The sequence below is a fragment of the Streptococcus ferus DSM 20646 genome, from assembly GCF_000372425.1.
Lineage (GTDB): Bacteria > Bacillota > Bacilli > Lactobacillales > Streptococcaceae > Streptococcus > Streptococcus ferus.
The window spans coordinates 15,336-36,268 of the sequence record NZ_AQVD01000003.1; the positions used below are offsets into that span (position 1 = coordinate 15,336).

Below are 20,933 nucleotides of genomic sequence, written 5' to 3' on the forward strand. Positions count from 1 at the left end.
AATGGTTAATGAGGGGATAAAAAATCAACACCTTATTTTAAGCTGTTGATGATTCTGTCGAAATCTTCTAAGGAAGAAAAACTGATTTTTACCTGTCCCTGCCCTTGTTTATTTTTTGAGATTTGGACAGGGAGTCCTAGTAATTGACTGAGTTCCTTGGCTTGCTGGAGAGAAAAAAGATCTGTTGGTTTTTGGGAGGGATTCTTCTTTCTATTCTGCTTGAGGTGGTTTTCGATTTGCCGCACACTAAGCTTGTTAGTTATAATCTGCTGATACCAATAGGTTTGTTCCTCCTTGGTTAGGTTTAAAAGCAGACGGGCATGTCCTTGTGAAATCTGTTGTTTTTCGAGAGCCTCTTGTAGTTGCCGAGGAAGAGTCAGTAGCCTCAGACTATTTGTAATATAAGGCCGTGATTTCCCCATAATTTGGGCTAATTCCTCATGTGTCATCTGTGTCTTGTCTAAGAGCTGCTGATAGGCCTTGGCTTCTTCGATAGGATTGAGATTATCCCTCTGTAAATTTTCAATAATGGCCTGTTTCATGCTGTCCTGATCTGAAATCGTCTTAATAATGACAGGTATTTTCTCTAATCCAGCTATTTTGGCTGCCCGCCATCTCCTTTCACCAGCAATCAATTCATAGCCTAGGATGTTTGATTTTCGGACAATAATGGGTTGGATTAGACCATTCTCCTTAATGGATTGGGCCAATTCCTCAAGTGCCTCCTGATTAAATTGTCGTCTCGGCTGGTAAGGATTGGGATTGATAGCGTTAAGGTTTAATTTGTCAAAGGTTTCAGGCATGATTATCTCCACATCAAAATAAAATAGCTTTACACTATTGTAAAGCTATCTTGATCGTTCTGTCAACTAACTTAGGATAGATCTTCAGTTGTTTTATCTAACTCAAGTTTGACTGTTTTCTTGTCCTTACCGCGATAGAAGGTTATTTCAATTGTATCACCTTTCTTATGTTTATAAAGGATACTTTGAAGATCGCTGGTTGATTCAATTTTCTTACCATCAATTTCAGTAATGACATCGTATTTTTTAAGTTTGCCGTCTGCAGGCATGCCAGATTGTGTTCCAAGAACAATAATACCGCTTGTCACATCATCAGGAAGATTTAATTCATTGATGGCACTTGTAGAAGCCTGACTTAAATCAGCCATAGAAATACCCAGTGCCGGACGAATAACTTTACCATTTTCTTCCAACTGATTGATAATCGAAACAACATCGTTTGAAGGGATTGCAAAGCCCATTCCTTCTACTGCGACACCGCTGCTGGAACTGCTGCTAGACGCAATTTTACTTGAATTGATGCCGATAACCTGACCTTTGATATTGATTAGAGGTCCCCCAGAATTCCCAGGGTTGATTGCTGCATCGGTCTGGATGGCATTTGTTGAGATGGTTTCCCCTTCCTCATTTTGGCTAGTGACGGTACGACTGAGGCTGGAAACAATTCCTTCTGTAACGGAATTAGCGTATTCACTTCCTAAAGGACTTCCAATTGCAATAGCAGGTTCACCAACATTTAATTTGGTCGAATCTGCAAATTCAGCAACCGTATCAACGTTTTTGGATGAAATTTTAATCACAGCCAAATCAGAATAGGTGTCCGCACCCACAAGCTCACCGACTACCTTGGTGCCGTTGGCTAACATGATTTCAAGTTTTTCTGCTCCGTCAATCACATGATTGTTAGTGACTAGATAGGCACTGTCACCATCTTTTTTGTAGATAACACCTGATCCTTCACTGTAAATTTGCATTTCAGAATCGGAAGAATTGCTGTCATTTGACCAGTATTGGTCGTAGGAACTGCCGCTGTTTTTTTGGTAATTAATGACTGATACAACAGCATCTTGGACTTCTTTGACTGCTTTAGTCGTATCAGATTTTGTATTATAAACAGTATTGCTGACAGTAGTTGTCTTGGAACTAGTTGTTGAACCTCCGACCAGTTGGTGGTAAACACTCGTAAGTCCTACTCCCAGTAAAAAACTAGCAAAAACAATGATAAGAGGAATAAACCACCTCATAAAGCTATTTGGTTTTGAATTATTCACTTTTCTACCTCCAAATTATTACGAAAAGGATATCAAATATTTCTTAATTATACCTTAAATAAAGGAAAAAGAAAAGAAATCCACAGCTTGTGGAAAACTTTCTGAAAATGTTTATCTTTTTCAAAAATAAACCATTTCTTATCATTTCAAAATTCTCTTTCTATCTGTATGTTATAATAAGGTTATGAAAATAAAAGTCATAGCTGTCGGTAAATTGAAAGAAAAATACCTGAAAGATGGCATAGCAGAATATACAAAACGGCTGGGACGATTTGCCAAAGTTGACATCATTGAATTAGCTGATGAAAGGACACCTGATGGTGCCAGTCTTTTACAAAAACAACAGATTTTAGAAAAAGAAGGCCAAAAAATAACAGCCAAAATTTCTGACCGAGACTATGTGATTGCCTTGGCTATTGAAGGCAAACAATTTCCATCAGAGGATTTCAGTCGGTTACTAGCAAAGAAAGCTGTTGCAGGGTACTCAGATTTTACCTTTATTATTGGAGGGAGTCTAGGCCTGTCAGATGCAATTAAAAAAAGAGCCAATCTTTTAATGAGTTTTGGTCTGCTGACCCTCCCTCATCAGCTGATGCGCTTGGTATTAACAGAACAGATTTACAGAGCTTTTATGATTCAAGAAGGAAGCCCTTACCATAAATAGGAGGAAAGATGACCACCCAAGAAATGCTTATGCTGTTTCAGGAAAATAGAGACAGCATAAAGGCTGAAGCCATGGCCGCTTATCAGAAAAATCAGTTTGATTTCTACGGTATTCAAACACCTTTACGAAGGCAATTATCTAAAGCATTTCTCAAGGATAAGGCTGCCGTTGAAGAGATAGACTGGGACTTTATTATGGCAATGTGGCAGGAAAACTATCGTGAATGTCAGTATCTTGCCTGTGACTATTTACGGCAGTCTAGGGTTAAAAAAAGATTGACAGTATCTGATTTAGCTAAATTAAAGCAACTGATTGTAACTAAGTCATGGTGGGATTCTGTGGACAGTTTGGATGAGATTGTCGGCAGTATTGTGAAACGTTATCCAGAAGCTAAAAGGCAGATTTTAGACTGGTCTTTGGCGGATAATTTTTGGCTTCGACGTATTGCTATTGACCACCAATTAGGCTTTAAGGAAGAGACAGACCGCCATTTATTAGCAGAGGTTATTGAAAATAATCTACAAGGTTCAGATTTTGACAATGAATTTTTCATCAATAAAGCTATTGGCTGGTCTTTGAGAGATTATTCCAAAACGGCACCCGATTGGGTGGCTCTCTTTATTGAGGAACATAGGAATCAAATGGCTCCCCTTTCTATCAGGGAAGCAAGCAAATATTTATAAAGGAGATTATAATTGTTTCACGTGAAACGTCGCCATAAGAGAGATTATCAAAATTTTGAAGCCTTGCGGGTGGCTATGCTTTTAACCTTTTTAAGTGGCTTTATTGATTCATATACCTTTTTAACACAGGGACGTCGCTTTGCTGGTCTGCAGACTGGTAACCTGCTTTACATGATGATTCATCTGGCCGATGGTCGGATTCTTGACGTTCTCAGCTACTTTATTCCTCTTTTCTTTTTCATTTTAGGCCAAGTGTTTGCTTATTTTCTAAGAAGATGGACAGATGACAAGCATTATCGCTGGCATCGCTTTAGCACTTATGTTTTGCTAGTTCTATTGCTTTTTATTGCTATTTTAAGTCCTCTGCTATCATCTGTTTTTACGATTGGGAGTCTGGCTTTCTTTGCATCAATCAAATTAGTCACTTTTAAAAGAGTCAGAGGTTATCAGTACACCAATTTAATGATGACAGGTAATATTCGTGTCGCCTCTTATTTGTTCACGAAAGGTTGGGTTGAAAAAAATCAGCTCATTTTTAAGCAGGCTCTTTATATTACAGCTATCATCGCTTCCTTTATGATGGGGGTAATGGTATCAACAATTTTATCTCATTATTTCGTTGAATTTAGTTTATATGCCGCTCTTTTTCCAATGATTTTTTTAGCTTACTTTGTCAGTATAGAATCTGAGCAAACGAAAAATCCCTAAGAATCTCTTAGGGATTTTTATGATCTCAGCAGGATTCGAACCTGCGACCGTTCGCTTAGAAGGCGAATGCTCTATCCAGCTGAGCTATGAGACCATACAACTATACTATTCTATCAAAATTGTCCACAGACTGTCAAGAAAAGCAAGAGTTTATTCTTGGATTTTACGATGGTGCAAGTGATGAAAACTTCTTCTTTTTTGAAATATGGTGTAAAATTTTTTTAAAAAAAGGGTAGACAAATTTCCGTTATCTGATATAATTATAAGAGTGTTGATTAAAGACCTATGGTCCGTTGGTCAAGGGGTTAAGACACCGCCTTTTCACGGCGGTAACACGGGTTCGAATCCCGTACGGACTATATATTCCGGCATAGCTCAGTTGGTAGTAGCGCATGACTGTTAATCATGATGTCGTAGGTTCGAGTCCTACTGCCGGAGTGATAAGACACAATCCTAGAAATAGGATTTTTTTTATAGGAAAAGCCCCTCATTTATCATGTAGGGGCTTTTTTGAAGTTTGGTGCGTTTGTATGGACTGGTAAATCAAGAATAAAAGAAATCCTATCAGTGAAAGAAGGCAGCCAAGAATCAGTCCTTCAGGTATAAAGGTCATTTTGATTTTCCCTTTCCCTTTCGGAACATTGATTTTCATGAGTCCGCCCTGAGCTTTGGTAATAGTGACAGGTTTCCCATCTCGACTAGCTTTCCACCCCTTATCATAAGGAAGGGTGAAGAGGAGCGAAGCTTCTTTTTGGGTTTTATAGTGGAGATTTATATGATTATTTTTCACTGCAAGTTCGACTTTTTGTGATTTGAAGTGGTCTATCAGTCTTTGATAAGCCTCTAAATCAAGGGCAAAAAGTTGCGGTTGATCAAAACTGACCGATAGGTTATTCATCACTACTAGCGAAAAATCAAAACTTTCTCCTTTTGAATAGGTTCCTAGATTAAAAAGAGGGTAAGCATCTGTCAACTCTTGCTGAGCTGAGAATCGGGGTGTTTTAAGGAGAAGGTTCTGTTGATCCTGATTGCTGAACTGAAGGTTATTAATCATTAAGTAGAGCTGGCTTGTTTTTGGGTCGTTGACACGATAGTTGACAGTTATTGATTCTTTGTCAAGAGAGTTTGCAAAGAGGCGATTATCAATCATGTGCAGATTGGACTTTAATTCTATTGGAATTTCATTGTAGAGATGATAATTTTCACCTGTCAGAGCTTCTACAAACCGTTCTTGATTGTAAATCTGATTCTGATTTAAGTTGACATCATTGTAAAGACCATTAGACAATAACACAAGGGGTAAATCATTTTGATTTTGAAAGAGGCTGAGTTGATCAATTTGCGCTATTTTTTGAAAACGATATATTTCAGCAGGGTTTTGAGATAGACGGTATTTAATGGCAAACAGACTATCCATTAAAAGCGTATTGTTATGATAGGCAATAGTGGCATGGTTGCCATCTGAGCGAAAACCAAGGCGATCTAAAACTTGAGCAGCCTGTTTATTTTTGACAGACGAAAACTGAGCAATGCTATTATAATGATATTTCATACCATCGTTTAAAGAGTAGTGATTATCTTGCCCTATGCGGTAGAACAGACCAGAATTGTCAGTTTTTGCCAATAGTTTTTCTGTGGCTTGAAAATCGCCGCTGTAAGCGGTTCTGCCAGGGAAATTCCACTCTTGCTCAATTCCTTTAATCTGGAAATAGGTATTACAACCCATCTCAAATATCGTAAAACAGGCCATCAATACAACCATCTGTCTTATGGGCAAAATTCTCTTTACAAGGCTGTAAAGGAGGAGACAATAAGCGGCCAGAAATGGGAAGGTTATTGCGATCTGATGATTGGTTAAAAAAAGATAGTGGCTTTTGAAAAAAAGCGCTCCTGTAAAGCCTGTAATTAACATTAAGATGGGAAGATAAACATGACTCAGTTTCAATTCCTCTAACCGTGACAGTGTTTCTGCTGCCATTAGAATGAGAACTGTCGAAACGACCCAAGAGTAGCGATATAAAAACATATTTGGGGCATGCATGCCCTGCCAAAAAAGATTAAGCGGCTGAATGATAAAACTTATTATGAGGACTATCAAGAGCATTAAATAGGCACATTTAACTTGCCATTTAATAGATTTGATTGTAAAAAAACTAAGAGCTAAGACTAGAGGAAGGAGCCCGATATAGATTGTTGGGAGGGCTTGATACTGTGTTGTATCATAGGAGCCAACAAAATTTTTGGCAAATAGATCAAAGTACCAGCTATTCTCTGTAAATAAACTTGTCAACCTTGTAAATTGATCACCATTATGTTTCAAATCAAGATAGGTTGGCAGAAGCATAAAAGAACTTGACAGTACAGCCAATAGGGAGATAATGATAAAGTCCCTTAGTCTTTGAATCCGCTCTTTAAAATCCCAAGAAAGATTAGTCAAAAACCATAAGGTCAAAAAGATAGCGGTTATGTATCCAAAGAAATAATTTTGAACCAATAAGAGACAGAGACTGACATAGTAAAGCCCTAACTTTCCTTCTATTGTCAACCGGTGTAAACCTAAAAGGATGAAGGGAAGTAAGATAAAAGTATCCAGCCAATTAATAAGTTCCAGCTGACTTGTTGAGAAGCTCATCAAGGCATAAGAAGTTGACAAAAGAATAAGTAGCTTAGCGTTTAATTTGGGATAAATACGAGAAAAACAATAGGAGGCTGACAAGCCAATCAAACCAAATTTCAAGAGGATGAAGAGGTAGTAGGCATCTGCCATATTTTCTCCATTAAAGAAATAGGTCAGTGGTGTGAAAAAGCTACCTAAATAGTAACTCATAAGAGCGTAAAGATTAAATCCCAGTCCGGCCTTAAAAGAGTAGAAGAAGCTGCTTGTATCATGCAGAACATTTCGTATAAGGATATTAAAGTTCACATATTGGTGGAAAGCATCACTAGCTAAAATAGTGGTGTCGCTCCCCCAATAAATGTTATTAGTGAAAAGAACAAAAAACATGATTCCTATCGGGAGAGTAAAACTGGTACCATAAACCAGCAGAGATTTTTTATTGCGTTTTATCCCAGTCATTGTCTTTTCCTTTGTTAAGTGTAAACTAAAAGGCGCTAGCGCCTTTTAGTTTATTTCCATAATGCTTTAACTTTTTCCTGAACGTCTTGATTTTCCAAAAACTCGTCATAGGTTTCATCAATACGGTCAATAACACCATTTTTAGATACCACGATGATATGGTTAGCCAGTGTTTGAATAAATTCATGGTCATGACTGGCAAAGATAATGGATTCTTTAAATTCTTTGAGACCATCGTTAAGACTGGAAATGGATTCCAGATCCAAGTGGTTGGTTGGGTCATCTAAAATAAGAACATTTGACTTTAGAAGCATTAGTTTTGACAGCATCACGCGCACTTTTTCGCCTCCGGATAGGACGTTGACAGACTTGTTAACTTCGTCACCCGAAAAAAGCATGCGCCCTAAGAAACCGCGTAGGAAGGTGTTGTCATCTTCCTCTTTGCTGGCAAACTGACGAAGCCAATCCAGAATGGATTCACCACCAGCAAAATCATTGCTATTATCTTTTGGCAGATAAGACCGGCTGGTTGTCACTCCCCATTTTATGGTGCCTTCGTATTCAATGTCATCCATAAGAGCTCGAATCAGAGCAGTTGTCTGGATATCATTCTGTCCGATAATGGCCGTTTTGTCACCTGGACGGAGAATAAAGCTAATCTTATCCAAAATAATTTCCCCGTCAATCTTGACAGTCAAGTTGTCAACAGTGACAAGGTCATTGCCAAGTTCACGGTCGGCTTTAAAGTTGATAAATGGGTATTTTCGGCTAGATGGAACAATTTCTTCAAGTTCAATCTTGTCAAGCATCTTTTTACGTGACGTTGCCTGTTTTGACTTGGAAGCATTTGCTGAAAAGCGGGCAATAAACTCTTGCAGTTCTTTGATTTTTTCTTCAGCCTTAGCATTTCGATCTGACTGCAGACGGGCAGCCAGTTCAGATGATTCTTTCCAAAAATCATAGTTACCCACGAAGAGCTTGATTTTACCAAAATCAAGGTCAGCCATGTGGGTACAGACCTTATTAAGGAAATGACGGTCATGGGAAACCACAATTACAGTATTTTCGAAATCAATCAAGAAATCTTCCAACCAAGTGATAGATTGGATGTCCAGACCATTTGTTGGCTCATCTAGGAGAAGGACATCTGGCTTACCAAAGAGCGCTTTGGCAAGGAGAACTTTGACCTTATCGCCATTCGAGAGCTCACTCATGTTTTGGTAATGAAGATCTTCTGGGATATTAAGGTTTTGAAGCAGTTGAGCAGCTTCGCTCTCTGCCTCCCAACCACCTAACTCTGCAAAGAGGCCTTCCAATTCGGCAGCACGAACACCATCCTCATCAGAAAAATCGGCTTTCAGATAGATAGCATCCTTTTCTTTCATGATGTTGTAAAGCTGCTCATTTCCCATAATAACCACATCAATGGCACGCTCATCCTCATAGTCAAAGTGATTTTGACGAAGGACAGATAGACGCTCATCTGGCCCCAATGAAATATGACCAGTAGTCGGCTCGATATCCCCAGCCAAGATTTTAAGGAAGGTAGATTTTCCGGCTCCATTAGCTCCAATTAAGCCGTAGGTATTTCCAGCTGAAAATTTAATATTGACGTCGTCAAATAATTTACGGTCGCTAAAGCGCAGTGACACATCTGATACAGTTAACACGATTTATTCACCTTTATTTCTTTCTATTGCTTCTTCATTTTACAGGAATCGGTCTTTTTTTTCAATGGTTTCTACATTGGCAATAAGATGTCTTCATCTTCGTTTTGATAATGCTTGGTCAAGCTAAATCCTCGTCCAACGACATGGCTGGCAGGCATCACCACGATGAAGGCCGTTTCATCAATAGCAAGAATCTCTTTTTCGATTTTTGGAAATTCATGGGTAGAGATAGTGGTCATCAGCATAAACCGATCTTTTCCAGTGAATCCACCGTGAATAGGAATTTCAGTAACGCCTCTGTCTGCCGAAATCGTGATATAATGTTTAATTTTTTCATGATGACGAGAAATAATCATCAGATTTTTAGAAGCATTAAAGCCGGTCATCATGATATTGACAACATAGCTGATAACGATTAAAGAAATGATAGAATACATGACAGAATCAGCATTGAAAGCTGCTAGGCCAACGGCTACAACTAACCCGTCAATCAGTACCATACTGGTTCCGAGTGGAAGAGGGCTGTACTTGTGGATAACCTGAGTGATAATTCCCGTTCCCCCGGTTGACGAATTTCCGAGGAAAACGAGGCCTAGACCAAAACCGACAATTATTCCTCCAAAAACAGCAGCTAAAAGAGGGGTGTGGGTTAAATTAGGCAGTCCTGAGGTGAGCTGAATAAAGATGGGGTAGATCGTCCCTCCGTAAACGGTTTTTAAAAAGGTTGCCCTCCCCAATAAAACATAACAGATGAAAAGCAGGGGAATGTTGACGATTAGGACGAAGAATGAGGGTTTCCAACCAAATAGGGCTTGGAAACTGACCGCGAGACCGCCCAGTCCCCCAGACGCGATATGATTTTCCAGTAGCATGGTATTAAAGCCAATGGCGGCGATAAGTGAGCCTAGGCTAACCAACAGTAAATCAACGACTTTCTTATTCATAAGATATCGCCTCCTTTAATCAATGTCAAAATCTATTATCTCTGATGGACTGCCTTATCGTCAAGAATTATGTTATAATTTAGACAATTGAATTTTTTAGGAGAAGAACCATGACCAAACCCATTATCTTAACAGGTGATCGACCAACAGGAAAACTCCACCTAGGTCACTATGTCGGAAGCCTTAAAAATCGTGTCCTCCTACAAAATGAAGGGAAGTACGACATGTTTGTTTTTTTGGCAGATCAGCAGGCTCTGACGGATCATGCGAAAGAAGCAGAAATTATCAAGGAATCCGTGGGAAATGTTGCTTTGGATTATTTATCTGTTGGTCTTGATCCTGAAAAGGTAACGCTTTTTATACAGAGTCAAATTCCTGAATTAGCCGAATTGACCATGTATTATATGAATCTGGTTTCTTTGGCAAGATTAGAACGTAATCCAACTGTTAAGTCAGAAATTGCTCAGAAAGGCTTTGGCGAAAGTCTGCCGACAGGATTTTTAGTTTACCCAATCTCGCAAGCTGCAGATATTACAGCCTTTAAAGCCAATTATGTTCCGGTTGGAAACGACCAGAAGCCCATGATCGAGCAAACCAGAGAGATTGTCCGCTCTTTTAATCATACCTATCAGACAGATGTCCTTGTTGAACCTGAAGGTATTTATCCCGAGAATGAAGCGGCAGGCCGCCTGCCGGGTCTTGACGGAAATGCCAAAATGTCAAAATCTTTGGGAAATGGAATCTATCTTTCTGATGATATGGATACGGTTCAGAAAAAAGTGATGAGCATGTATACCGATCCTAATCATATTCGTGTTGAGGATCCAGGTCAGATTGAGGGAAATATGGTGTTTTATTACCTGGATATTTTTGGGCAGGAAAATGACAAAGCTGACATTGCTGCCATGAAGGAACATTATCAAAAGGGAGGCTTGGGGGATGTTAAAACCAAGCGCTACCTCTTGGAAATATTGGAGCGTGAATTGGCTCCCATCCGTGAACGCCGTTTAGAGTATGCCCAAGACATGGGCCAGATTTTTGCTATTCTCAAAGAAGGAAGTGAAAAAGCCCGTCAGGCAGCGGGAGCAACCTTGGCTGATGTTAAAAAAGCGATGGGGATTCATTATTTTTAAAAGAGTCTGGAAACCTTCCAGCTCTTTTTTGCTGAAAATAGCCGATTTTAAGTAAATTCTGATTGACAAATGCGCTTAGCGTGTTATGATAGTAACAATCAAAAAGCCCTAGGCTGAAAAAATAGAAAGAGGATTGTATTAATGTCAAATTGGGACACAAAGTTTTTGAAAAAAGGTTACACTTTTGATGATGTATTGCTTATTCCGGCAGAAAGCCATGTTTTACCAAACGATGTTAGTTTACAGACGAAACTTGCTGACAATTTGACCTTAAATATTCCGATTATTACGGCGGCTATGGACACGGTGACAGACAGTAAAATGGCCATTGCCATTGCACGTGCGGGTGGACTGGGCGTTGTCCATAAGAATATGCCTATTCCTGATCAAGCTGAAGAAATTCGCAAGGTGAAACGCTCTGAAAATGGCGTTATTATTGATCCTTTTTTCTTAACGCCTAAGCATATGGTTGCTGAAGCTGAAGAACTGATGCAGCGTTACCGTATTAGTGGTGTTCCTGTCGTTGAAACGATGGAAAATCGGAAATTGGTGGGGATTATTACCAATCGTGATATGCGGTTTATTACGGACTATCACACTCCTATTTCTGAGCACATGACCAGTGAAAAATTAGTCACAGCTCCAGTGGGGACGGATCTTGAGACAGCTGAACGCATTCTGCATGAACACCGAATTGAAAAATTGCCGCTTGTAGATCAAAACGGTCGTTTGTCTGGCCTGATCACCATCAAGGATATTGAGAAGGTCATTGAATTCCCTAACGCAGCTAAAGATGAGTTTGGCCGTCTCCTAGTGGCCGGGGCTGTCGGGGTTACGTCAGACACTTTTGAGCGTGCAGAGGCCCTTTTTGAAGCTGGCGCAGATGCTATTGTCATCGATACAGCCCATGGTCATTCAGCCGGAGTTCTCCGTAAGATTGCAGAAATCCGCAATCACTTCCCTAATAGAACGCTGATTGCAGGCAATATTGCGACTGCCGAAGGAGCTCGTGCCTTATATGATGCAGGGGTTGATGTGGTTAAAGTAGGAATCGGCCCTGGTTCTATCTGTACAACCCGTGTTGTGGCAGGTGTCGGTGTTCCACAAATTACAGCTATTTACGATGCCGCCCAAGTCGCGCGTGAGTATGGCAAAACGATCATTGCTGATGGGGGCATTAAATACTCAGGTGATATTGTTAAGGCGCTGGCAGCAGGTGGAAATGCTGTCATGCTAGGGTCAATGTTTGCCGGAACGGATGAAGCTCCAGGAGAAACAGAAATCTTCCAAGGGCGTAAGTTTAAAACCTACCGTGGTATGGGATCTATTGCAGCCATGAAGAAAGGTTCGAGCGATCGGTATTTCCAAGGTTCTGTCAATGAAGCGAATAAGTTAGTTCCAGAAGGTATTGAGGGCCGTGTAGCTTATAAGGGAGCTGCTGCTGATATTGTTTTCCAAATGTTAGGCGGCATTCGTTCAGGTATGGGTTATGTCGGTGCAGGAAATCTTCAAGAGCTTCATGACAATGCCCAGTTTATCGAGATGTCAGGAGCGGGGCTGATTGAAAGCCACCCACATGATGTTCAGATTACGAATGAAGCTCCTAACTACTCTGTCCAGTAAGAGAGTAAAATTTAGTTTTTTATTGACAGTAGGAATCAATCTTAGTTTACACGATTAGTTCTTGTATCCGTGATGATATTAGTTGGGTTGACAAGCAACTTGCTTTCTTTGTAAAGATAGTTGACAAAAACGGAAGCTTGGGTCATTGACTCAAGCTTCCGTTTTTTATCTTAAAAATGTTAAGATTCTGAGGTAGATGCTGTAGGTGATCGAGACTGGTTGTTGTTATGAATGTTTGGACGTTCTCCTTGATAATTTCCAAGAGTTTAGTCTGTCGATGATTATCTAACTCGCTCATCACATCATCTAAAAGTAAGATAGGATAATCACCGGTTACCGTTTTGATCAGTTCAATTTCTGCGAGTTTTAGGGATAAAACAAGACTTCGGTGCTGTCCTTGACTTCCAAAACTGGCCTCTATACCATTAATGAAAAAGGTAAGATCGTCACGATGGGGACCGATTGAAGTATTCTTTTTATAACTGTCTCGTTGATGATTTTTTTCCAGCTGTTCGAGGAAGTTGTCTTGAATTTCCTTGACATCTTTGTAAAGGATAGATGACAGGTAAGTAATCGTTAGCTCTTCCTTTTGGTCTGAAATAAGCTGATGATATTTACTGGCTTCCTTTGATAGATCAAGGATAAAGTCATGCCTGTGACGAATCACTCGGCTGCCATAATCAGCAAGTTGACTGTCAAGAACCTTTAAGAAATCTTTGTCAACTTTGTCAACCTGTTTTAAGTAAGCATTGCGCTGCTTTAAGACATAATTGTAATGAGACAGATCGGATAAGTAAGTAGGTTTAATTTGACCTAAATCAATATCGAGAAATTTTCGGCGTAAACTAGGGGAGCCTTTTACCAATTGTAAATCTTCTGGGGCAAAAAGAACCACAGTCATTGTTCCAATGTAATCAGACAGCTTAGCTTGTTTAAGGTGATTGACTTTAGTGGTTCGGCCTTTTTCACTAAGAGCAATTTCCAGAGGCAGTTTGCTGTTGAGACGGTGTAGTAGGCCAGAGACGCGAAGGTCCTTTTTCGTAAATGTGATCAGTTCTCTATCAAAGCGTGTCCGATGACTTCTAGTCAGAGAAAGAAAATAAATCGCCTCTAAAAAGTTGGTTTTTCCCTGTGCGTTTTGACCGACAAAAATATTCAGCCCAGGTGAGAACTCAGCTTTTTCTTCCTGATAATTACGATAATTTTTTAAGCTTATTTCTTCAATCCACATACTTATGTTCCAGGGAATTTAACAGCCTTTTTTTCTCTCTTGAGAGGGTTATTTTTCTGCCCTTTTTTGGTCTTGTTGGTTTGGTTTAAACGCTTGACCAAGGCAGCAATACGCTGTTTTTCAGCTAAATTGTTCTTGTGCTCTTCTTTTTCGGCATTGCTTGGCTCTACAATCATGATAGTGAGCGCTTGACTGGGAATGCTCAGGCTGTCACCGATTCTCAGTTTTTTCCCGCGCCTATTTTCGAGTTGGCCATTAAAAAAGACTTCGGTAGAAGCAAGAAAAGCCTTTACTGCGCCGCCACTTTGGATGATACCTACATCTTTCAGAAGAGCTTGTAAGGTGATATAGTCACCAAAAAGTTTGTAATCCATTTAATCCTCGACTTTCTCTAGAGATAATTATAGCATAAAATGGTATAATTGAACGAAATATGTCTGCAAAGGAAATCGTATGGAAATCGTTAATGGCGTTGACTTACATTTGATTAAAACCAACCAGTTTAAAACCAACCACCTGACTTTTCGTTTTTCAGGGAAACGCCAAAAGGAAACTTTGGCCCAGCGTGTTTTAGTGGCTCAGATGCTGACCGCTGCCAACGAGGTCTATCCAACCAGTCGTGCCTTAAAAGAAAAATTAGCCAGTCTCTATGGGGCTGAGCTGTCAACAAGACTGTCAACTAAGGGTAAAGTCCATATTTTGGATATTAACCTTTCCTTTATTAGCAGCCACTATAGTTTTCATCAGGAAAGTTTGCTTGAGGAAATGTTCAGTCTGTTGAAAACGATTCTGTTTGAGCCCCTTATTTCGGTTCAACAATTTCAAACGAAACTTTTTGATTTGGAAAAGGAGCACCTAATCCAATATTTAGAAGCTGATAAGGAAGACCGCTTTTATTACAGTGATTTAGAACTGCAGCAGCTTTATTATCTTGATGATGATGTCAAATATACTAAGTATGCCAATTCTGATCTGGTTAAAAATGAGAATTCCTATACCGCCTATCAAGAATTTCAAAGAATGCTCAAGGAAGACAAGATTGATATTTTTCTAACAGGGGAATATGATGACTATCTTGTGTTGCAGTTGGTGGAATCATTAGGTTTACAGTCTCGTCAACTGGATTTAGACTATGTTTACAGACAGCCATTTTCCAGTGTTCTCCGAGAAAAAATAGAACAAAAGACATCAGGACAATCTATCCTGCAGCAAGCTTACCATTTTCCTTTTCGTTTTGGCGATAACGATTACTATGCTTTTTTAGTTTTTAATGGTTTACTTGGCGCTTATCCGCACTCGCTCCTCTTTGACAGTATCAGGGAAAAAATGGGCTTGGCTTATAGTATAGGCAGCCATTTTGACAGTCACACAGGATTATTAAAAGTTTACGCTGGTATTGATAAGAGAGACAGAAAAAAAGTACTTCAGCTGATCAATCACCAAGTTAAGGGGATTAGGTTTGGCCGTTTCCATATCAGTGCTTTGGAAGAGACTAAAAAAATGTTGATTAATAATGCCAGATTGGCAGAAGATAATCCATATAATCTTATGGAGCTTGCCTATAATAAGAGTATTTTTGGTGATCAGTGTTTAGGGCTTGAGGAGTGGATAGACCGCATTCGTCAAATCACTAAGGAAGATGTCATGGCAGTCGCAGGTCAAGTCAGATTACAGTCTATTTATTTTTTAGAAGGAGAATAAACTTTGGGAAATCTGAAGAAAAGATGCTTTCCACAAATTGATGAGATCTTTTATTTTAATACGCTGGACAACGGCCTGAAAGTTTTTTTGATTCCGAAAAAAGGTTATCAGGAAAATTTAGCCATGATGACAGTCAAGTATGGGGCGGTTGACACCGAGTTTACACTTAATAGTGATGATAAAAAAGTGTACCCAGCAGGGCTGGCCCATTTTTTGGAACACCAGTTTTTCGAGCGAGAAGACAAGGAAGATCTTTCTAAACAATTAACGCGGCTGAATGCGGATAGCAATGCTTTTACCACCCATCAGGAAACCAGCTATTATTTTTCAGCTTCGGGTCAGTTCAGTCAAAGTTTAAATATATTGCAGAAAGCCTTCAAAAGCACCCACTTGACGGAACTGTCAATCAAGAAAGAGAAGGGGATTATTAAGCAAGAAATAGACATGTATCAGGATGACCCGGATTACAAGCTCTTTCTTGGCGTCTTAGGTAATCTTTATCCAGATACACCACTTGCGCAAGATATTGCAGGAGACCGAGACAGTTTAGCTGAAATCTGTAAAGAGGATTTGGAAGATAATTTCACTTACTTTTACCATCCTTCTAACAGAAGTCTCTTGGTTATAGGGGATTTTGATGTCAAGCAGGTTTACAAGGATATTGTGGCCACAGAACGTCAGTTTCCGATTGAGCGCTCTGCAAGGATTGAACGTTCAGAACTTTCCCTGAATCCTATACAGGAAAAAGGCTCTTTACAAATGGAGGTCGCTCTACCTAAGTTAGCCCTTGGTTTTCGCTTGAGAGGATTGTCATCACAGTCCTTGCTTAAAGAAAAGTTAGTTATCAGGCTTTTATTTCAGCTTTTGTTTGGCTGGACATCGTCTAATTTTCAAACTTGGTATGAAGAGGGTCGGGTAGATGACTCATTTGATATTGACATTGAGGTGTCAACTTACTGTCAATTTGTGATTGTCTCCATGGATACAAAAGAACCTATTGCCATGGCAAGTAAAATCAAACACAGTCTAAAACACTTTACGAAAAGTCAAGATTTTACAAAGGAGCGTTTTGAACTGCTGAAAAAAGAGCTGTTTGGGGAATTTCTCAAATCTTTAGATTCTCTAGATAGTCTAGCTGTTGAATTTATGAATCACTTGAATGGTAAGGAAACATACTTTCATTATCCAGACATCCTATCTGACCTATCCTTTGAATCTGTCATTGAAATGGGGCACTATTTTAATCGAGCGTCAGATATCAGTGAGTTCACCATATTTCCAAAATAGCAAGAAATTCCGTGTAAATTTTGGTATAATAGTTAGCACTATAGAAATGTAAATCGAGGTAAATAATGAATAAAATCGGAGATATTTTACGAGATGCTCGTATTAAGGAAAAGTTGAGTTTTGATGATGTTGTAGAAAAAACTGGAATTCCTCCCCATTACTTATTGGCGATGGAGCTGGATCAACTGAAGCTGTTGCCAAATGGCAAAGTTAATGAGTATTTAGAAAAGTATGCTAGTGCTGTTGGTCTGGACCCTATTTCGATTATTCACGGCTATCGAAATCAAGAAGTAGGTGATTTAGCCACCATTCCAGCTTCTGCAAATACCGGTCAATTTATCCTTGCGGATGAAGACAGTGAGGAACTGTCTCAGTCGGACTTCGAGGAAAGATTACAGCTTGAAAAAACACCTATTGAGGTCCCTGGAGAAGAAGAGGCCGCCGCTTTTGGGCAGACCGCTCCGGAAATTTTACTAGAAGAAGAGAGTCCACAGGAGGAAACTGTCGCTGTCGTAGCAGAAGATTTTTCTGAAAAAGAAGATAAGCCTTTTCCTTCTCGCAGTCGCCAGTCACTGCCGTCTCGCCTAAGCAAGCATGATGAAGACGACGAAGAAGATGAGCCCAAGCGCCGTTTTCCATGGGTTCTGATTTTGCTGACGATTATCGCCTTGGGAATCTTATCTTATGTCGGTTACATCGTCTATAATCAGCTTAATTCTGGTTCTAATTCTCAACAAACGGTATCAACGAAAACCAAAACGTCCTCAAGTCAGGAGACGACAACGACCAACCAAGCTGTTTTAACCAATGACTTTGACCAGGGTGGAGATACGGTAACGCTCACTAATGCTGGGGATCAGGTTGAGATTAACTTTAGCTTGACTGGCGAACAGGACAGTTGGGTTTCGGCAACTAATACCGCACAAGGAGAAGCAGGTACAACTCTGTCTTCCAGTGAAAGTTCCTTTACAACAAGCTTAGCTCAAGGAGCGACCAATTCTGTGATTACGGTTTCAATGGTAGATATGGTGACTTTGACCATCAATGGACAAGTCGTTGACTTAACACCATTAGCTACATCAGGAATGGTTACGATCAATCTGGTTGTTGAATAAGGAGATACTCATGTCTAAAAAAGAAAATATTCCAAATTTATTGACCGTCATTCGAATTGCCATGATTCCTTTGTTTTTGCTTGTGGCCTCCATACCTGACAGTCTAATCTGGCATATTGTGGCAGCGGTTATTTTTGCCCTTGCTAGTTTCACAGACTATTTAGATGGTTATCTGGCACGTCAGTGGGGAGTTGTGACTAATTTTGGTAAATTTGCAGATCCGCTGGCGGATAAGATGTTAGTGATGAGTGCTTTTATCATGCTTGTGGGACTTGATTTAGCTCCTGCTTGGATTTCTGCGATTATTATTTGTCGAGAGTTGGCGGTAACTGGTTTACGCCTGTTATTGGTTGAAACTGGCGGAGAAGTGTTAGCGGCTGCCATGCCTGGTAAGATTAAGACGGTTACTCAGATGGTTTCTATTATCCTTTTGCTTTGCCATCTGCATGTTTTGGGAACCATTTTCTTATACATTGCTCTTTTCTTCACCCTGTATTCAGGATACGATTACTTTAGAGGAGCAAGTTTTCTCTTTAAGGATACCTTTAAATAATGTCAGATACTATTATTGAAGTTAAGAACTTGACCTTTCAATATGAAGAAGATCAGACATCTCCCACTCTTGATCAGGTGACGTTTCACGTGAAACATGGTGAATGGCTGTCTATTATTGGACATAATGGAAGCGGAAAGTCAACAACTGTCAGGCTTATTGATGGTTTGCTTGAGGCTCAGTCTGGTCAGATTGTGATTGATGGACAAGAATTGACAGAGGCCAATGTCTGGGAGCTACGTTCAAAAATTGGTATGGTTTTTCAAAATCCTGACAATCAGTTTGTTGGGGCAACAGTTGAAGATGATGTTGCTTTTGGCTTGGAAAATCAAGGCATTCCTCTTGAGGAAATGCAAAGCAGGGTTCAGCAGGCTTTGGAGTTGGTGAAGATGTCAGCTTTTAAAGATCGAGAACCGGCTCGCCTGTCTGGCGGGCAAAAGCAGCGGGTTGCCATAGCAGGTGCCGTTGCCATGCGACCAGCTATCATTATTTTAGATGAAGCAACCAGCATGCTGGATCCAGAAGGCAGACTCGAGCTGATTCAAACGATTAAGGATATTCGTCAAAGATATGGCATGACCGTTATTTCTATAACTCATGACTTAGAAGAGGTGGCCCTGAGCGATCGAGTGCTTGTGATGAAAAATGGTCAGGTGGAATCTGACACTAGCCCTCAAGCTTTATTTTCAAGAGGAGAAGAGCTCCTGAATCTAGGATTAGACAGACCCTTTACTTCAGTACTAATCCAGACGCTAAAGGAAAAAGGGTTTGCTATTGATGAGTCGTATTTAACAGAAAAGGATTTGGAAGAAAAACTATGGGCATCAATCTCCAAAAGGTAAGTTATACCTACCAAAAGGGAACCCCCTTTGAAGGGAGGGCCCTTTTTGACATTGATTTAGAGGTAAAAACAGGTTCTTTCACAGCCTTTATCGGTCATACAGGCAGTGGCAAATCGACAGTAATGCAGCTTCTGAATGGCCTGAACCTTCCTACGCAGGGGAAGGTTCAGGTTGATGACTGGGTAATCACTCCCGATGCAAAGAATAAAGAAATTAAAGGCCTACGCAAGAAAGTTGGCCTTGTTTTCCAATTTCCTGAAAGTCAATTATTTGATGAGACGGTTCTTAAGGATGTTGCCTTTGGCCCTCAGAATTTTGGCCTTGCCAAGGAAGAGGCTGAGGCAATTGCCCGTGAAAAACTAGCTATGGTCGGCCTCTCAGAAGAGCTTTTTAACAAAAATCCGTTTGAGTTGTCGGGGGGGCAGATGCGTCGTGTTGCCATTGCAGGGATTTTGGCTATGGAACCAGATGTCTTAGTCCTTGATGAACCGACTGCTGGTCTGGATCCTAAAGGGCGCAAAGAGCTGATGGCACTGTTTGAAAAACTGCACCACAAGGGGCTGACAGTCGTTTTGGTAACTCATTTAATGGATGATGTGGCTAATTATGCGGATTGGGTTCATGTTTTAGAACACGGGAAGTTAGTTCGTTCCGGCAGTCCTAAAGCTGTTTTTCAGGATATTGACTTTATGGAAAACAAGCAGTTAGGCGTTCCGCAAATCACGCGCTTTGCTGCTAATTTGCAAAAGCGGGGGTTGCATTTCGACTCTCTTCCAATTACGATTGAAGAGTTTGCGGAGGTACTTAGCCATGAATAATCTGATTCTGGGTCGCTATATTCCAGGGGATTCTCTGCTCCATCGGCTGGATCCAAGAAGTAAACTGCTTGCGATGTTTATCTATATTATCATTATCTTTTGGGCCAATAATTTAGCAACCAATCTTCTGATGACTGTTTTTACCCTGTCTCTGGTCTTTTTATCAGGAATAAAAATCACCCATTTTTTAAAAGGGTTACGCCCCATGGTGGTGTTGATTCTCTTTACAACGCTGTTCCAAGTTTTCTTCACACAGGGAGGACAGGTTCTTTTCCAATTTTGGATCATAAAAATCACAAGCCTGGGCTTAAGTCAGGCTGCCTTGATTTTTATGAGATTTGTCCTTATCATTGTTTTTTCGACCTTGTTAACCTTGACAACGACACCTCTTAGTTTGGCGGATGCTGTTGAGTCCTTGCTGAGACCGCTGTCCAGATTTAAAGTGCCTGTTCATGAAATAGGACTGATGCTGTCTCTTAGTTTACGTTTTGTGCCGACTTTGATGGATGATACGACACGTATCATGAATGCTCAGCGGGCGCGTGGGGTAGATTTTGGTGAAGGCAATCTTATGCAGAAGGTGAAATCCATTATTCCGATTCTCATTCCCCTCTTTGCCTCAAGTTTTAAACGGGCCGATGCTCTGGCAACAGCTATGGAGGCTAGGGGCTACCAAGGCGGTGATGGTAGAAGTAAGTACCGGCTCCTTTCCTGGAAATTCTTAGATAGTTTGGCTTTGCTAAGTTTGCTTTTCCTAGGGGGACTTTTGTTGCTATTCAAAAACTAGAAATGTACTGACCCCAAAAAGTTG

At 40.2% G+C, this 20,933-nt stretch carries 19 protein-coding genes and 3 tRNA genes; 14 read left to right on the plus strand and 8 right to left on the minus strand.

Annotated elements, in window-relative coordinates; all coding sequences use genetic code 11:
• Window positions 1-32: 32 nt before the first annotated feature.
• Complete coding sequence (locus tag A3GY_RS0105480; RefSeq protein ID WP_018030410.1) at window positions 33-803, minus strand: ParB/RepB/Spo0J family partition protein; 771 nt, start codon at window positions 801-803, stop codon at window positions 33-35.
• 71 nt (window positions 804-874) lie between these two features.
• Window positions 875-2,074: a S1C family serine protease gene (locus tag A3GY_RS0105485; protein ID WP_018030411.1), complete on the minus strand. Its 1,200-nt coding sequence runs from the start codon at window positions 2,072-2,074 to the stop codon at window positions 875-877.
• A 184-nt stretch (window positions 2,075-2,258) separates the two neighbouring features.
• On the opposite strand from A3GY_RS0105485, the gene rlmH reads away from it, so the two are divergent.
• From rlmH to A3GY_RS0105500, 3 genes are all read left to right on the plus strand, one after another.
• Window positions 2,259-2,738 (plus strand): 23S rRNA (pseudouridine(1915)-N(3))-methyltransferase RlmH, encoded by a 480-nt coding sequence (gene rlmH, locus A3GY_RS0105490; protein WP_018030412.1) that lies wholly within the window; start codon window positions 2,259-2,261, stop codon window positions 2,736-2,738.
• 8 nt (window positions 2,739-2,746) lie between these two features.
• Window positions 2,747-3,421 carry a DNA alkylation repair protein gene (locus A3GY_RS0105495; protein ID WP_018030413.1) on the plus strand — a complete coding sequence of 225 codons (675 nt, stop codon included), beginning with the start codon at window positions 2,747-2,749 and terminating at the stop codon, window positions 3,419-3,421.
• A 75-nt stretch (window positions 3,422-3,496) separates the two neighbouring features.
• Window positions 3,497-4,129: a YoaK family protein gene (locus A3GY_RS0105500; RefSeq protein WP_051048382.1), complete on the plus strand. Its 633-nt coding sequence runs from the start codon at window positions 3,497-3,499 to the stop codon at window positions 4,127-4,129.
• A 20-nt stretch (window positions 4,130-4,149) separates the two neighbouring features.
• Here the strand turns inward: A3GY_RS0105500 and A3GY_RS0105505 are convergent.
• A tRNA-Arg gene (locus A3GY_RS0105505) sits at window positions 4,150-4,223 on the minus strand.
• Between the two features lie 193 nt (window positions 4,224-4,416).
• On the opposite strand from A3GY_RS0105505, the gene A3GY_RS0105510 reads away from it, so the two are divergent.
• Window positions 4,417-4,488: transfer RNA gene (locus tag A3GY_RS0105510), tRNA-Glu, on the plus strand.
• Between the two features lie 5 nt (window positions 4,489-4,493).
• Window positions 4,494-4,567, plus strand: a tRNA-Asn gene (locus tag A3GY_RS0105515).
• Between the two features lie 49 nt (window positions 4,568-4,616).
• Here the strand turns inward: A3GY_RS0105515 and A3GY_RS0105520 are convergent.
• The 3 genes from A3GY_RS0105520 to A3GY_RS0105530 form a co-directional block, all read right to left on the minus strand.
• A complete protein-coding gene (locus A3GY_RS0105520) occupies window positions 4,617-7,205 on the minus strand; it encodes a YfhO family protein (protein WP_018030415.1) in 2,589 nt (862 codons plus the stop codon).
• Between the two features lie 50 nt (window positions 7,206-7,255).
• Window positions 7,256-8,875: an ATP-binding cassette domain-containing protein gene (locus tag A3GY_RS0105525; protein ID WP_018030416.1), complete on the minus strand. Its 1,620-nt coding sequence runs from the start codon at window positions 8,873-8,875 to the stop codon at window positions 7,256-7,258.
• Between the two features lie 71 nt (window positions 8,876-8,946).
• A complete protein-coding gene (locus A3GY_RS0105530; protein WP_018030417.1) occupies window positions 8,947-9,819 on the minus strand; it encodes a YitT family protein in 873 nt (290 codons plus the stop codon).
• Window positions 9,820-9,929: 110 nt separating this feature from the next.
• Here A3GY_RS0105530 and trpS point away from each other — a divergent pair, with 110 nt between their 5' ends.
• Both trpS and guaB read left to right on the plus strand, forming a co-directional pair.
• On the plus strand, window positions 9,930-10,952 hold the full coding sequence (gene trpS, locus A3GY_RS0105535) for a tryptophan--tRNA ligase (RefSeq protein WP_018030418.1): 1,023 nt from the start codon (window positions 9,930-9,932) through the stop codon (window positions 10,950-10,952).
• A 141-nt stretch (window positions 10,953-11,093) separates the two neighbouring features.
• Window positions 11,094-12,575, plus strand: coding sequence for an IMP dehydrogenase (gene guaB / locus A3GY_RS0105540; protein WP_018030419.1), 1,482 nt, complete (start codon window positions 11,094-11,096; stop codon window positions 12,573-12,575).
• A gap of 142 nt (window positions 12,576-12,717) precedes the next feature.
• Here guaB and recF read toward each other — a convergent pair whose 3' ends face one another.
• Window positions 12,718-13,806 (minus strand): DNA replication/repair protein RecF, encoded by a 1,089-nt coding sequence (recF, locus tag A3GY_RS0105545; RefSeq protein WP_018030420.1) that lies wholly within the window; start codon window positions 13,804-13,806, stop codon window positions 12,718-12,720.
• A 2-nt stretch (window positions 13,807-13,808) separates the two neighbouring features.
• Window positions 13,809-14,180 (minus strand): S4 domain-containing protein YaaA, encoded by a 372-nt coding sequence (yaaA, locus tag A3GY_RS0105550; protein ID WP_018030421.1) that lies wholly within the window; start codon window positions 14,178-14,180, stop codon window positions 13,809-13,811.
• 79 nt (window positions 14,181-14,259) lie between these two features.
• On the opposite strand from yaaA, the gene yfmF reads away from it, so the two are divergent.
• The 7 genes from yfmF to A3GY_RS0105585 all read left to right on the plus strand — a co-directional run bounded on the left by yfmF (window position 14,260) and on the right by A3GY_RS0105585 (window position 20,909).
• Window positions 14,260-15,507, plus strand: a complete 1,248-nt coding sequence (gene yfmF / locus A3GY_RS0105555; RefSeq protein WP_018030422.1) for an EF-P 5-aminopentanol modification-associated protein YfmF — start codon at window positions 14,260-14,262, stop codon at window positions 15,505-15,507.
• Window positions 15,508-15,510: 3 nt separating this feature from the next.
• Complete coding sequence (yfmH, locus tag A3GY_RS0105560) at window positions 15,511-16,794, plus strand: EF-P 5-aminopentanol modification-associated protein YfmH (protein WP_018030423.1); 1,284 nt, start codon at window positions 15,511-15,513, stop codon at window positions 16,792-16,794.
• Window positions 16,795-16,859: 65 nt separating this feature from the next.
• Complete coding sequence (locus A3GY_RS0105565; protein ID WP_018030424.1) at window positions 16,860-17,909, plus strand: helix-turn-helix domain-containing protein; 1,050 nt, start codon at window positions 16,860-16,862, stop codon at window positions 17,907-17,909.
• 10 nt (window positions 17,910-17,919) lie between these two features.
• Window positions 17,920-18,462, plus strand: coding sequence for a CDP-diacylglycerol--glycerol-3-phosphate 3-phosphatidyltransferase (pgsA, locus tag A3GY_RS0105570; RefSeq protein ID WP_018030425.1), 543 nt, complete (start codon window positions 17,920-17,922; stop codon window positions 18,460-18,462).
• A complete protein-coding gene (locus A3GY_RS0105575) occupies window positions 18,462-19,304 on the plus strand; it encodes an energy-coupling factor ABC transporter ATP-binding protein (RefSeq protein WP_018030426.1) in 843 nt (280 codons plus the stop codon). The genes pgsA and A3GY_RS0105575 overlap by 1 nt, the downstream gene beginning before the upstream one ends.
• On the plus strand, window positions 19,280-20,122 hold the full coding sequence (locus A3GY_RS0105580; protein WP_018030427.1) for an energy-coupling factor ABC transporter ATP-binding protein: 843 nt from the start codon (window positions 19,280-19,282) through the stop codon (window positions 20,120-20,122). The genes A3GY_RS0105575 and A3GY_RS0105580 overlap by 25 nt, the downstream gene beginning before the upstream one ends.
• The gene (locus tag A3GY_RS0105585; protein ID WP_018030428.1) at window positions 20,115-20,909 is read left to right on the plus strand and encodes an energy-coupling factor transporter transmembrane component T family protein; all 795 of its coding nucleotides are present in this window, start codon (window positions 20,115-20,117) and stop codon (window positions 20,907-20,909) included. The genes A3GY_RS0105580 and A3GY_RS0105585 overlap by 8 nt, the downstream gene beginning before the upstream one ends.
• Window positions 20,910-20,933 lie beyond the last annotated feature (24 nt).